Origin of the sequence: Rhodopila sp. (assembly GCF_035548095.1) — a bacterium.
Lineage (GTDB): Bacteria > Pseudomonadota > Alphaproteobacteria > Acetobacterales > Acetobacteraceae > Rhodopila.
The window spans coordinates 227,237-240,277 of record NZ_DASZUV010000028.1 but is presented as its reverse complement, the minus strand read 5'-3'; the positions used below and the strand labels follow the sequence as shown (position 1 = coordinate 240,277).

The following is a 13,041-nucleotide window of genomic DNA, read 5'->3' as shown; positions in this document are numbered from 1 at the left end:
ACGCTCGCGCCGTGGCCATGTTCCGGGCCGACGGCAATTTAATTTTCGCGCTCTTCCCGTGGATGGCTCAGGTGATATTCGTCGGCTGCAGCAGGTCCTTGCTCAGCTCTTCGAGGCGGCGCACCCCCAGCAGTGCCATGTCGCGATCGATCTCCGTCCTCAACAGATCGATCGCCCGGCCGACGCCGGCCTTGCCCGCCACGACCGCCGCGAACAGGAAGGGCCGGCCGACGAACACCGCGTCGGCGCCCAGCGCGAGCGCCTTGATCACGTCGGTGCCGCGGCGAAACCCGCTATCGATCATCACGGCCAGTCCGGCCGCCTGTTCCCGAACGCGCGGAAGTATTTGCATTGGCGAAACAGCCTGATCGAGCTGGCGCCCGCCATGATTCGACAGGATGATGCCGTCGACGCCGCAGTCGCGGGCGATGGCCGCGTCGCCGGATGACAGGATGCCCTTCACCACCAGCTTGCCCTTCCACAGCTCACGCATCAGGCGGATGTGGCGCCAGCACAATGCTTCGTGCGCCGCTATTCCCGCAACCTCGCGGGAGAACAGGCCGGGTCCGCCCCAGGGCTCCAGGTTGTCGATGTGTGGGGAACGCCGTCGTGCCAGGGTGCGGGCAAACACTCCCGTCAACCATCTTGGGTGGGTGGCCACATCCCATCCCAGCCTCAGGCTGGGCCGGATCGGAAATCCGAAGCCCGCGCGAGCGTCCGCCTCGCGATTTGAGCCGATCGGCACATCGGCCGTGACCACCAGGACCTCGACGCCCGCGCGCGCAAGGCGTCGCGTCATGCCTTCGATGGCCTCCCGGTCGGGGGATTGGTAGGCGGCGAACCACATGTCCGGATTCGCCTTGACCACTTCCTCCAGCGGAATGATCGAGTTGGCGCTGAGGATGAAAGGGATGCCCGCCTTCCGCGCGGCCCTGGCCATCACGGCATGGCCTTCGTACGCGACCAGGGCGCTGCCGCCCATCGGCGCGATCCCGAACGGCGTGGCGTACTGGCGGCCCAGCAGCGTGATGCCCTGATGCCGTTCGCTGACGCCGGCGAGAACGCGCGGCACCAGGCGCCAGTCGTCGAACGCGGCGCGATTGGCCCTCAGCGTGGCTTCCGTTTCCGCGCCATGGGCGACATATCCGTAGATCGCATGCGGCAGCTTCGGCTTGGCCGCGCGTTCGAAATCATCCAGGTCCAGGATATCCCGCAGGCGCCGAGGCACGCGTTCCACCCGCGCCTGGCCGGAGTGCCCATCGGTCGCCGGCGCGTCCATGCCGCTAGCTCGCCGAAGGCACGATCAGGGCCAGGCCGCTTTCGGGGTCGTGCCGCTTCCTCAGATGCGCCGGGCTATCGGTCAACACGATCTCCAATGTCGGCCTGACATGCCCTTCCAGCAGATGGCCGGCGACCACCCGGCCGCCCCGGCCGCCCAGCACGCAATGAATGTGCAGGGCCGGCTTGCCGTCCGGCGCGGCGGCGACATCACCCGTGAAAGCCGCGACCTCGACCTGCTCGTCGACGGGAGTCCGCTGATAGGTTTTCGTCTCCCAATCGAAATAGCCAAGCACCGCCGAGCGGAAGGCGCCGATGGCGGTGAACTGGGCCGAACCGACTCTCTCGCGCTCGACAAACTGCTTGAGGCAGGTCATCACGTCGTCGCCATTTTCCAGGACGATGACGAATGTGCGCTGCTGACCGGCCTGGTTGATCAAACGTGCCTGCATGGTATGCCCCGTGATATGCCCCAGCGTGCTAAGTCGGCGGGGACTGTCCGCATGAACATTCCATCATCGAACGGTTCAGCCGGCCTGGCGTTCCCGCCGGTGGCATAAACTTCCCGCCATCGTGTCCGTGGCCGGCGCGGCGCGCGCCAGGGAGTGCTTCCGTCGGTGTGGGGATCAGCTTTCCGTCCGCCTCGCCCGGGCGGCGCACAGGAGACCGCACCACAGCCCCGCGGCGACCGCCGCCACCGCCAGGCCGGCGACGCCACGGTGACGTGTCACCATCATCTCCAGGCTCCGCTGCCGCTCCCGGTTTACGAAGCGCCCGTGCGCGCCCCAGGCGCCGACGACCGATTGGAACAGGTTGCCGGGTGCGTGCGCCGGTGCCGGGTCGGCGGTCAGTTGTCCGCTATAGCCCACCCGCGCCAGATAGCGGTCCACCAGTCCCGGGGCCAGCTTGCCGGCAAGGATCGCCTTGACGGTCGAAAACCCGACCCAGACCTCACGTCGCCGGTGCGTCGCGGCGAACAGGATCGCGCGGGCCGCCACGTCGGGGGAGAAGATCGGCGGCACCGGCTGCGGCTTGAAGCCCGTCTTGTTCAGGGCCCATTCGAATTGCGGCGTGTTGATCGCCGGCAGATGCACCATGGTGAGGTGCACCGGGACGCCGTCGTGCAGCAATTCCGATCGCAGCGCATCCGTGAAGCCGCGCACGGCGTATTTCGCGCCGCAGTAAATCGATTGCAGCGGGATCGCCCGGTGGCTGAGCGCCGATCCGACATTGACGATGACACCCTTGTTGCGTGGCCGCATGCGCTTCAGGGCTGTCATGGTCCCGTGCACCTGGCCGAGATAGGTCACGTCCGTGCCGCGCCGAAACTCCTCGGCCGTCAATGCGGAGACCGGCCCGAACACCGTTGCCATGGCATTGTTGACCCAGACATCGATGGGACCCAGCTTCCGCTCTATCGCCTCGGCGGCGCGTTCCACTGCCTCGGGGTCGGCCACGTCGGCGGACACCGCGCAGGCCCGCCGTCCCATGCGTTCGACCTCGGCCGCCGCCGCGTCCAGCCTCAGCTGCCCTCTCGCGATGATACCGACATTCCAGCCGGCCCGCGCGAACGCCTCCACGGTGGCGCGTCCTACCCCCGCGCTGCCGCCGGTCACCACAACGATTCCTGCGCTCATAGCTCGCCTCGTGACGATAAGATGCGAATGCGGTCGGCGGTCCGGCAGGCAAGTGCCTGGATCGTCAGCGATGGATTGACGCCGCCCACGGTGGGAAAGACCGATCCGTCACAGATCCAGAGATTCGGCACATCCCAGCAACGACAATTGGCGTCCACTACGCTGGTGCGGGGATCGTCGCCCATCCGGGCGGTGCCGTTCATGTGGCAGGTATCGTCGGTCTGCGCCCAGATATCGCGGCAGTCGATCGCCTGCAGGGCCTGCGTCATGAAACGCAGCGAATGATCGATCAGTGCCTGGTCGTTGTCGCACCACGTGTATTCGACGCGGGCGACGGGCAGGCCGTACTGATCCTTGTCCTCGGCCAGGGTGACCCGGTTCCGCTCCTGCGGCATCATTTCGCCGACGATCTTCAGGCCGACCTGGTGATTGTAGTCCGCCATCGCCGCCATCAGGGACCGGCCCCATAGTCCGCGGGATTCCGCCAGGGTTTTGGCCCATAGCTGCGGCAATGGCCCCTGGCTCATGTAGCAATAGCCGCCGAAGAAATCCTTCGCGTCCTCGTAATTCCAATGTTCCGTCAGCGCCAATGACGGCGGCCCCTTGTAGCTGCGTATCTCCCTGTCCGAGAGTCCCCATACGGCCTGGTTCGCCTGGACCGTGAAATATCGCCCCACCAGGCCGGAGCTGTTGGCCAGGCCGTCCGGGTAACGATCGGTCGCGGAGTTCAGCAGGAGCCGGGGGGTCTCTATCGCATAGCCCGCGACCACGACGTTCCGCGCCCGCTGGAAATGCCAACGGCCTTCACGATGATAGTGCACGCCCACGGCCTTGCCGGCGGCATCGGTTTCGATCCGGCCGGCCATCGAAAGATCGCGAATCTCCGCCCCCGCCGCGACGGCGCGCGGTATCCAGGTGACCAGCGCGCTCTGCTTGGCATTGGTGGAGCAGCCGGACACGCAAAACCCACGGTAGACACAGGGATGCGCGCGGCCTCGCGGGGCCGACAGGGTGGCCAGGGGCGTTTCGGTCCAGGCGATCCCCAGGGCCTCACACCCTTCGGCCAGCGCCAGCGCGGCGGCATTGAGTTCATGGGCGCGATAGGGATAGCGCGGCCGACGCGGGCCCCATGGATACGTCACCGGCCCGGCGATCTTCAGCGCCTGTTCAACCTGCGTGTAATAGTCCCACATCTCCCGCCAGTCGACCGGCCAGTCCGCGCCATATCCCAGCAGGGTGCGCGATTTGAACCATTCCGGACGGAACCGTAATGAGACCATCGCGAAATGCACCGTGCTTCCACCCACGGCCTTGCCGCTGTTGTTCGAGCCGAGCTGCACCGGGTTGCCGCCGGCTGATATCCGGTCATCGGTCCAGAACAGCTTGGTTTGTTCCGCTTCGTCCGAGGCAAACTCCTCCAGCGGACGGAACCAGGGACCGGCGTCCAGTCCGACCACGGAAAAGCCGGATTCCGCCAGCCGACACGCCAGGGTGCCGCCGCCGGCGCCGGTGCCGACGATCAGGAAGTCCACCTCCTCCGACAGCCGGTAGGCGCGCATCGGCATCCAGCCGCCCGGACGAAACACATCCGGCGCCCGGCCGTCCTTGCCGCGCGGCTCGCTGAGCGGATCATCTGACACGGCGGTTGTCCCGGCGGGCCTGGACGCCATTGTCCGCTCGGGCCTCCGCCGCTTCCCACGGGTCGCGCCGATCATATCCCATCCGGACGTAACCGCGCGGACTGGCCGGGCCGCCCCAGCCGATCTCACTCCATGCGGTGGGGTGGGACCAGTAAGCCTGGACGATATCGGACAGCAGCCGCTGCGTGAAAAACGTGGCCGGGGGCATGCCGCGCCAGGCTTGATGATGCGCGTCACCCGCGGCGACGCGCCGCAGGATGGCGTCTTGCCGTTCGCCGGACAGGGTGTGAAACGCCAACCCGTACTGGGCCCGCGCCTCGGCATCGATGGCGCGCAGGCCGCGCGGCCAGGCCTCGGCCTCCCGCGGCATCGCCGCGCCACGGAAACCGTCCTGGCGTCCACGCAGAAGCCTGTCATCGATCAGGGCGGCCACGGGGATCGGCGGCCGTCCCGCCGGCTGCGGCGTCACGCGGCTTGCGATGGCATCGAGCGTCTCGAATTCGGAAGCGCTGAGAAACCGCGGCTCCCGTGGGACGGCAAGGCGTTGGTCCACCACCCGCCGCGTCTGTGCGTTCCATGAGGGGCCGGTTCGCTTCGCGAGGACGTCATATCCCGGGTAGCGTTCACTCATCACAACGAAGATCCAAAAGGTCCAGCGCCGCGATGCCCGCGAGAGACAGGCCCAGGAAGCTGGGTGGCGCCGGGACCGGCGGCCCGTTGAGAAGGTTTTGCCGCCAGTTGCGCCAGCCGCCCATGTTGCGGTGGACGCCCCATGCGTGGAAGCCGATGCCGGCAAGGCCAAGCGCTGCCGTCAGGCGCAGCCACAGGCGCGACATCCATCCGCCGCGCCCGCGCAGGCTGTTCAGCAACAAGGCGCCGCCGACTGGCGGAATCGTGACCGGGGCGAACATGGCGGGGTTGTGGAAGGCGCCGCGAAAATGCAGCAGGCCGGCCTCGGCACTCGTCCCCAGAAGCCCCAGGCCGCTGACCAGCCCCACCAGCCGGCCCATGCCGATACGTCTGCCGATACGTCTGCCGATACGTCCGCGGATGGCCGGATCGTTGCGCGTCCGCTCCGCCGCGCTCCCCAGCAGGCCCGCGAGAAGCAAGGCCATTGGCGCGCCCAGCGGCGCGCCATAAAACAGGTTCTGCAGCGACAAGGCGCCCGGCCGTTTCAGCAGGTTGTAAACATGGAACCCGGCGCCAAACAGGCCGGTCACCATGGCCGCGCCATAGGTCAGCCCGCGTATCCGGTGGGCGCCCGGCCGTTTATCGATGAACCCATGGGCGCTGACGCCGATCGTCATGCTGGAAACGATCAGCGGCAGGATCATCGCCGGGTTGGCGAATGATCCGCGATAGTGTTCCACGGCGCTATCCAGCAGGACCGAGGCGGCAAGGACACCGGTCGCACCGTTCAGCCGCCGAGCGGCGCGCATGCGACCGGGATCGTTTTGACAGAGGTCCACCGCGGCCCGGTTTCGGATCGTCCGGTTTCGGATCAGGGCGTCAAGCCGATCGAGTTCATCACGCAAGGCAAGCACGGCGGCATTCTGATCCGATAGCCGCGCGGCTGGGCGCATGTCAGCCCCGTCCGGGCAGGACGGATGCCAATACCTCCTTCGCCGTGCCCAGTACTGCACTCTTTTCGTCGGGATCGCCCTTGACCAGCATCGAGGTGAACTTCCGCGCCTGATCGAGCGTGATATGCGGCGGCAGCGGTGGCACCTCGGGGTCGGTTTTCACTTCCAGCACCACCGGACGGTCGGACTTGAGCGCCTCCTGCCAGGCCGCTGCCAAGCCTTCCGGCGTATCGACGTAGAGGCCGCGCAGACCGATCAATTCCACGAAACGATGATATGGCACATCGGGCAGTGTCTGCGTCGCCTCGAACTTGGGATTACCATTCATGACCCGCTGTTCCCAGGTGACCTGGTTCAGGTCCTGGTTATTGAAGACACACACGACCCAGCGCGGATCCTTCCATTCGCGCCAGTATTTGGCAACCGTGATCAGCTCGGCCATGTTGTTCATCTGCATTGCGCCGTCGCCGACCAGGGCGATCACGGGACGATCGGGATGCGCGAACTTCGCGGCGATCGCATAGGGCACCGCCGCGCCCATCGACGCCAGTCCGCCGGACAGCGAACACATCATTCCACGCCGGATCTTCACATCGCGCGCATACCAGTTGGCGCAGGAGCCGGAATCGCTGGTTATGATCGCGCGCTCGGGCAGCAAGGGCGACAGCTCCCAGGCGACGCGTTGGGGATTGACCGGATTGGCGCTGACATGAGCCCGCGCCTCCATGTCGTGCCACCACTCCGCGACGTTCTTTTCGATTCGCCGCCGCCAGGAATCATCCTGTTTCTGCTGCAGCAACGGCAACAGGGCGCGCAGCGTCTCCTTGCTGTCGCCGATCAGATTGACATCCATGGGATAGCGGATGCTCACCATGGCCGGTTCGATATCGATCTGGACCCCGCGCGCGCTGCCTTCTTTCGGCAGGAATTCCGAATAGGGAAATCCGGAGCCGATCATCAGCAGCGTGTCGCAGTCGACCATCATCTCCCAGCTCGGCTTTGTACCCAGCAATCCGATCGAGCCGGTCACCCACGGCAGATCATCCGGCACCACGGCCTTGCCCAACAGCGCCTTTGCCACGCCCGCGCCCAGGCGCTCGGCGACGGCGATAACCTCGTCCGTTGCCTGCAACGCGCCGGCCCCGACGAGCATCGCCACCCGCTTGCCGGCATTCAGCACCTCGGCCGCCCGGCGCAGGTCGGTTTCGTATGGCATCACCTTGGGTGCCGCGAAACCGACGCCGGAATGCACGGTGCCATGCTTCCGGGGCGGTTGCGTGTAGGGTTCCTCCTGTAAGTCATTGGGGACGACCAGCGCCGTTACCCGTCGCTCACCCAGGGCGATGCGAACCGCCCGATCGAGCAAATGACGCATTTGCGCGGGCATGCTGGCCTGATAGACGAAGGCGCCGGCGACATCCTTGAACATGCTGACAAGGTCGAGTTCCTGCTGGTAGTGGCCGCCGACCGCCATCCGCGCCTGCTGGCCGGCAATGGCCAGCACCGGCATGTGGTCGAGGCGCGCATCGTACAGCCCGGTGATCAGATGCGAGGCACCCGGTCCGGAAGTCGCGAGGCAAACGCCGAGATTGCCGGTAAACTTCGCATAGGCCGACGCCATGAAGGCGGCCATTTCCTCATGGCGGACCTGGACGAAGCGAATCTTGTCCTCGCCCAGACGCTGCAGCCCACCCAGCAGGCCATTGATGCCATCTCCCGGATAGCCGAAAACGCAGCGCACGCCCCATTCATGCAGGCGTTCCCAAAAGAAGTCCGCCACGTTCTGCGCCATATCCGCCTCGCCTTGCTGGAAGTGTCTTGCCGCCAAGTGTCTTGCCGCGGGTACGCGGCGGGGAACTGTGGATTTTAATGCGGGGCCGCCGAGGATGGTTTCGATGGGAGTCGCTGATCGCGCTTAAATGAGCGGATAGCGGCCGGCCGAACATGGTTCCCTGATTCAGCGCCCATCATGCCAGGCTCCGGTCATGCCAGGCTCCGGTCGGGATTTACTGTGGTCGGGATTTTCAGGATTTACTGTCCGTCCTCACCCTCGTCCCAGATGACCCGTTCGTAACCAAGTCGGCCGGCCATCTGTTCGACCCAGATCCTGAGATCAGCGGCGCTGGTGGCAATGTGACGGTCCGGGATGTCGCGGGCATCGCTGGGATCGGGGTTTATTTCCCCGCTGTAGTCGGCCTGAAACAGCCCGTCATCGGTCCGGATCAGCCGGGCACGGAGCACGCCGAGGCTGCGTCGCTTTTCGAGCATGCTGATTCCTTCTCCTTCCTTCTCCATTCCCGAATGCGATTTCCGGTGCGGGGAGAAGCAATCTTCGGTGACCCGGGTTGGCGGCGGCCTCCATCAAAAGCCGGAGAGGATCGGGACACCGCTCGCCCACGGAAAGTTGCTGCCCATGGGTGGCGAACACATCCAGCCCCGCTCGGTTTCGATCGAAAGCCTTGATCCACGAAGCTGCGGTCGGCGGCGGGGACAATGGGCAGGTCAGAATCGCCAGTCCGCGGTTCCTGCCGCGACCGTCCCCCCGTCGCGGCAAAAGCACCGCGGCAAAAGCCAGGAGCGGACCATGACAATCGCCAAGGGGCTGATCGGCTACATGCTCGCCCACGAGCAATTCCCGATACAAGAGCTCGTCGGGATCGGACGTCAGGCATCGCAGGCCGGCTTCGATCTTCTGGCATGCAGCGATCATTTGCAGCCATGGCAGGCCAATCAGGGTCATTCCAATATGGCCTGGACCACGATTGCCGCGTTGAGCGGGCAGGTCCGGCGAAGCTGGATGGGGACCACGGTGACCTGCCCCATCCTCCGCTATGCGCCGGCCGTGGTTGCCTCCGCCTTTGCATCCCTCAGCCACTTGGCGCCTGGCCGCATTTTCCTGGGCGTCGGATCGGGAGAGGCATTGAACGAAGAAGCCGCGACGGGGCTGTGGCCCGGATGGCAGGAAAGGTGGGATCGCCTGATCGAGGCCATCGATATCATCCGCGAGCTCTGGACAGGCGAGGCAGTCGCCAGGAAAGGATCATACTACACCGTCAACGCGCGGCTCCATGATCCGCCGGCGGCGCCGATCCCGTTGCTGACGGCCGCGAATGGCCGCAAATCCATCCGGCTGGCCGCCCGATATGGCGACGGGCTGATCACGGATCCGATGACCTGGAAGGCGCACAAGGCGGAGTGGCAGGACGCCGCCCACGCCGCGGGCAGGAATCCGGACATGATGCCTGTGCTGATCGAACAATATGTCGTCGTGGGGGGACAAAGCGAAGCGCGCCAGGCGGCGGAGCTCTGGCGCTTCGGGCCGAACGCCTTCAAGTCGCTGTATAATGTGCGCGATCCGGCTGAAATCCAGCGCCGGGCGGCGCAGATACCGATGGAGGAGGTGATGCGGGGCTGGCCGATCAGCGCCGAAGCCGCACCGCATATCGAAACGATCCAGGAAATTCAGGAAAGCGGCGCAACGATCGTCAATATTCATGCCGGTCAACCGGACCAGCGAAGGGTCATCGCGTTTTATGCCACGCATGTCCTGCCCAACCTGAAGTCACCGACCCTGAAGTCACCGACACTGAAGTCACCGACAGGGACGGCATGACAGGCCGAGCCGCCGGCGTGGGGATGGACCTGGCATCCGCTGTTCCGGGCATCCGCAAATCGATCGTACCGGCCCGCGCCTTTGAGCGCGAGGCATTTATCGGAGGACTGACATGGTTCAGACGGAACGCCACGACATTTATGAATACGGCAAGCGGCTCTGGATCGAGGAAGGGGCACCTCCTGGCAAATTGGAGGAGTTCATTGAGCGGGCCCGGGAGCTGCAAGCCATCAAGGACAACCCCACCGCCGGGCAACTTCCCAATCCCATGCAAGGCGACCGACCGGTGATCGAGGAGGCGGCACTGCAAGACAACCTCGGTGAATTTCCGAGCCGTCTGACCGATCAGGGGGATCGGCCGCAAACGCCGTCGGCTCGTCCCAGGCAGCGCGACTCACAAGAGTGAACGGGAGACCGCGGGCCTCGAAGCGGGTGCCGCGGCAGCTGTGCCTCGGAAGGAGGAGAGACATGAAAATGGCTTCCGGAGATGCGGGGTTTCTCGGCCGTGGCAAGGGCTTGCCGCTGCAACGATATTTTCTCTGTGCCGTCCTCTTGCTGCTGCTCAGTCCATTTCCCGGGCCCGCCCGGCGTGTGGCGTCGCAAACCGACAACCACGAAGACGCCACGGTTCCGGAAATCAACCGAGGAACCGACGCCAAGCCGGCAGAGCCTTCGTCGAAGCCGAATGACTCAAGACGCGGCCCGTCGGGCGACGTCATTCCTCCACCCGCCATCGGCGATCCCGGGATTAACAAGGGCGCGCCGCCGGCCCAGGAATACCCGATGCCCGTGGTCCCGCCGCGGCAGGTGCCGAATGAGGGCCAGCAGGCTCCGATCAAATAATCCGTTAGCCGATGGTCCGCGATCGGGCGATGCCGTCCGCCATCGGGAGGTCCCATTTCCCCGTCCGATCGGCTTGTTTCGTCTGCTTCGGAACGAAGGCCGTCGGTCGGGGCATGCGGGAAGCACGGCCGTTTGTCGGGATAAAAGGATGATCCATGCGCAAGGTGTTGCTTCTAGGGCTGGGGACGGGGACCGCGCTGTCCCTCGTCCTGCGGACCTGCCGGCCCGGGACGCTGTCGCCCGCGCCGCCGGTCCCGGGCGATACACGGGATGCCACACGCAATGTTCTGCTCGGCTTCATTCTGCCGGTGTGGCTCCTCGCCGGGATCGCCGACTGGTGGTGTCACCGGAAGGCGGATATCGAGCATACATCGGGGTTTCCCGAATCGGCCCTGCATCTGCTCATGCTGGGGGAGGCCGCGGTGCCGGTGCTGGCCGGCCTGTTTCTGGAGATAAGCCCGCCCGTATTGCTGCTGATGGCCGGGGCATTCATCGTGCACGAAGCCACCGCGCTATGGGATGTCACACTGGCCAGCAAGCGGCGGGTCGTATCGCCGATCGAACAGCATGTGCACAGTTTTCTTGAAATGATTCCGCTGATGGCCCTTGCTTTCGTTGCTGTCCTGCACTGGCCTCAGGTGTCGAGCATATTCGGGATGCGGGGCCGGACGGCGGATTGGTCCATACGATGGAAGCGGCAGAAGTTACCGGCCACCTATATCGGGTCGCTGCTGGCCGCGATCGTCATCCTCGAATGGATGCCGTATCTTGAGGAGGCGTGGCGCACCAGTCACCCGCGAAAAGCCCGACCGTTGCGATTCTAGTTCACTAGCTTCGCCTCTCTAGTTCACCACCTGCACCACCTTCGCCTCCGTGCTCCGCGATCGGGGGCAGGTTCTGCGGCTCCGGGCCATGATGGGCCGCCCCGCCTGTGTCGGTGGGCGTTATTTTGTCTCGGCGTCCGCCCGCACCACCAGCACCGTCCCCTCGACCCGCTCCACCCGCAGCCGCGCGCCGGGCGCCGGCATGGGCTCGCCGGGCAGGATCCGAGCCGCCCAGTCGCTGTCGCCGACACGGACCCGTCCCTCACTGCCGTCGAACCGCAGGGCGATCGCCCGCCGGCCGGCCAGGCCACCGGTCTGCGTTTCCAGCCGTGGTGGCCGGCGCCGCGCCTTCAGCCCGAGGCTCAGCGCCACGACCACCAGCACGCAGAACACCACCACCTGGGTGCCGAACCCCGACGATACGGCCAGCGCCACCAGTCCGGTCCCCAGGCACGCCAGGCCGATCCACATCAGGAACACGCCGGGCAGCAGCAGCTCCGCGATCAGCAGCACGAACCCCACAAGCAGCCAGGTGATCCAGTCTTCCACGGCCGGCAGCCCCGTCACGCCGGCGGCACCGATCCGCGCGGTGCGGGCGGCCGCGCGGCGGTCCCGGGATCGGCGTTGCCTTCCCGCAGCCACTGCATCGCCTGCACGACGCCGCCGGCAAGGCCGGCACTTTCCATCGGCACCACCACCAGCCGCGAGCCCGGTGAGGCGGCGAGTGACTGGAATGCCCGGATATACCGATCGGCGATGAAGTAGTTCAGACCGGCCTGGCCATGCTGCTGTGCCGCGGTAGACACCATCTCGGTCGCGCTGGCCTCCGCGCGTGCCAGGGCGATGCGGGCCTCGGCGTCACGCGTCGCCGCTTGCTGCCGGCCCTCCGCGGCCAGGATCAGCGCCTGCTTCTCGCCTTCGGCGCGCATGATCGCCGCCTGGCGTTCGCCATCAGCCCGAGCAACCACGGCCCGGCGTTCGCGCTCGGCGGTCATCTGCAGGTTCATGGCATGGATCAGGTTGGTCGGTGGCTCGATCTTGCGGATTTCCACCCGGCTGACCTTCACGCCCCAGGGGGCGGTCGCGCCGTCCAGCGTTTCCAGCAGCGAGGAATTGATGCGCTCGCGCGACGACAGCGTAGCATCCAGCTCCATCTCGCCGATCACCGCGCGGATATTCGTCATTGCCAGGGTGGTCAGGGCCCGATCCAGGTTGGCGACCTGATAGGCTGCCTTTTCCGGCTCCATCACCCGGTAATAGATGATGCCGTCGACGGCCACGGTGGCATTATCGCGGGTGATGACGCTCTGTTCGGGGATATCGACGACCTGTTCCTGCACGTTCATGCGGCGGCCGATGCGGTCGATATAGGGCATCACGAAGTTCAGACCCGGCGACAGCAGGCGCGTGAAGGCGCCGAAGCGCTCGACGGTCCAGATCTGGCCCTGCGGTACCGTCTTCACCCCGGCGAACAGGGTGACGACGACGAGGATCAGAATGACGATCCAGACCAGGATGATGGCGCTTTCCATGACGTTCCTCTTGAACGTTCCCTTTCGGTCGGCCCGTCAGCCGGTCTTGCCGGCTGCGCGGGCGCCCGCGTCATGTTACGCGCCCGGCTTG

Annotated in this window: 14 protein-coding genes; 4 read left to right on the top strand and 10 right to left on the bottom strand. The window is 65.9% G+C overall.

Annotated features, from left to right (window positions below; translation table 11 throughout):
• Positions 1 to 67 precede the first annotated feature (67 nt).
• The 8 genes from VHC04_RS20400 to VHC04_RS20365 all read right to left on the bottom strand — a co-directional run bounded on the left by VHC04_RS20400 (position 68) and on the right by VHC04_RS20365 (position 8,433).
• Positions 68 to 1,279 (bottom strand): alpha-hydroxy acid oxidase, encoded by a 1,212-nt coding sequence (locus VHC04_RS20400; protein ID WP_325684573.1) that lies wholly within the window; start codon positions 1,277 to 1,279, stop codon positions 68 to 70.
• A gap of 4 nt (positions 1,280 to 1,283) precedes the next feature.
• Positions 1,284 to 1,730, bottom strand: a complete 447-nt coding sequence (locus tag VHC04_RS20395) for a PPC domain-containing DNA-binding protein (protein ID WP_325684572.1) — start codon at positions 1,728 to 1,730, stop codon at positions 1,284 to 1,286.
• A gap of 174 nt (positions 1,731 to 1,904) precedes the next feature.
• Positions 1,905 to 2,915, bottom strand: a complete 1,011-nt coding sequence (locus VHC04_RS20390; RefSeq protein ID WP_325684571.1) for an SDR family oxidoreductase — start codon at positions 2,913 to 2,915, stop codon at positions 1,905 to 1,907.
• Positions 2,912 to 4,555 (bottom strand): GMC family oxidoreductase, encoded by a 1,644-nt coding sequence (locus VHC04_RS20385; RefSeq protein ID WP_325684570.1) that lies wholly within the window; start codon positions 4,553 to 4,555, stop codon positions 2,912 to 2,914. The genes VHC04_RS20390 and VHC04_RS20385 overlap by 4 nt, the downstream gene beginning before the upstream one ends.
• On the bottom strand, positions 4,545 to 5,186 hold the full coding sequence (locus tag VHC04_RS20380; protein WP_325684569.1) for a gluconate 2-dehydrogenase subunit 3 family protein: 642 nt from the start codon (positions 5,184 to 5,186) through the stop codon (positions 4,545 to 4,547). Before VHC04_RS20380 ends, VHC04_RS20385 begins: the two co-directional genes overlap by 11 nt.
• Positions 5,179 to 5,994, bottom strand: a complete 816-nt coding sequence (locus VHC04_RS20375) for a hypothetical protein (RefSeq protein ID WP_325684568.1) — start codon at positions 5,992 to 5,994, stop codon at positions 5,179 to 5,181. Before VHC04_RS20375 ends, VHC04_RS20380 begins: the two co-directional genes overlap by 8 nt.
• A 145-nt stretch (positions 5,995 to 6,139) precedes the next feature.
• Entirely contained in the window at positions 6,140 to 7,930 is a 1,791-nt protein-coding gene (locus VHC04_RS20370) for a thiamine pyrophosphate-requiring protein (protein ID WP_325684567.1), read from the bottom strand.
• Between the two features lie 239 nt (positions 7,931 to 8,169).
• On the bottom strand, positions 8,170 to 8,433 hold the full coding sequence (locus tag VHC04_RS20365) for a hypothetical protein (RefSeq protein WP_325684566.1): 264 nt from the start codon (positions 8,431 to 8,433) through the stop codon (positions 8,170 to 8,172).
• A 289-nt stretch (positions 8,434 to 8,722) separates the two neighbouring features.
• Here VHC04_RS20365 and VHC04_RS20360 point away from each other — a divergent pair, with 289 nt between their 5' ends.
• The 4 genes from VHC04_RS20360 (at position 8,723) to VHC04_RS20345 (ending at position 11,418) form a co-directional block, all read left to right on the top strand.
• On the top strand, positions 8,723 to 9,751 hold the full coding sequence (locus VHC04_RS20360) for a TIGR03557 family F420-dependent LLM class oxidoreductase (protein ID WP_325684565.1): 1,029 nt from the start codon (positions 8,723 to 8,725) through the stop codon (positions 9,749 to 9,751).
• Positions 9,752 to 9,863: 112 nt separating this feature from the next.
• Positions 9,864 to 10,157 (top strand): hypothetical protein, encoded by a 294-nt coding sequence (locus VHC04_RS20355; RefSeq protein ID WP_325684564.1) that lies wholly within the window; start codon positions 9,864 to 9,866, stop codon positions 10,155 to 10,157.
• Between the two features lie 62 nt (positions 10,158 to 10,219).
• Positions 10,220 to 10,594: a hypothetical protein gene (locus VHC04_RS20350; protein ID WP_325684563.1), complete on the top strand. Its 375-nt coding sequence runs from the start codon at positions 10,220 to 10,222 to the stop codon at positions 10,592 to 10,594.
• 308 nt (positions 10,595 to 10,902) lie between these two features.
• The gene (locus VHC04_RS20345; RefSeq protein ID WP_325684562.1) at positions 10,903 to 11,418 is read left to right on the top strand and encodes a hypothetical protein; all 516 of its coding nucleotides are present in this window, start codon (positions 10,903 to 10,905) and stop codon (positions 11,416 to 11,418) included.
• A gap of 120 nt (positions 11,419 to 11,538) precedes the next feature.
• On the opposite strand, the gene VHC04_RS20340 is transcribed toward VHC04_RS20345, so the two are convergent.
• Positions 11,539 to 11,985, bottom strand: a complete 447-nt coding sequence (locus tag VHC04_RS20340; protein ID WP_325684561.1) for an NfeD family protein — start codon at positions 11,983 to 11,985, stop codon at positions 11,539 to 11,541.
• Positions 11,982 to 12,950 carry an SPFH domain-containing protein gene (locus VHC04_RS20335; protein ID WP_325684560.1) on the bottom strand — a complete coding sequence of 323 codons (969 nt, stop codon included), beginning with the start codon at positions 12,948 to 12,950 and terminating at the stop codon, positions 11,982 to 11,984. Before VHC04_RS20335 ends, VHC04_RS20340 begins: the two co-directional genes overlap by 4 nt.
• Between the last annotated feature and the right edge of the window lie 91 nt (positions 12,951 to 13,041).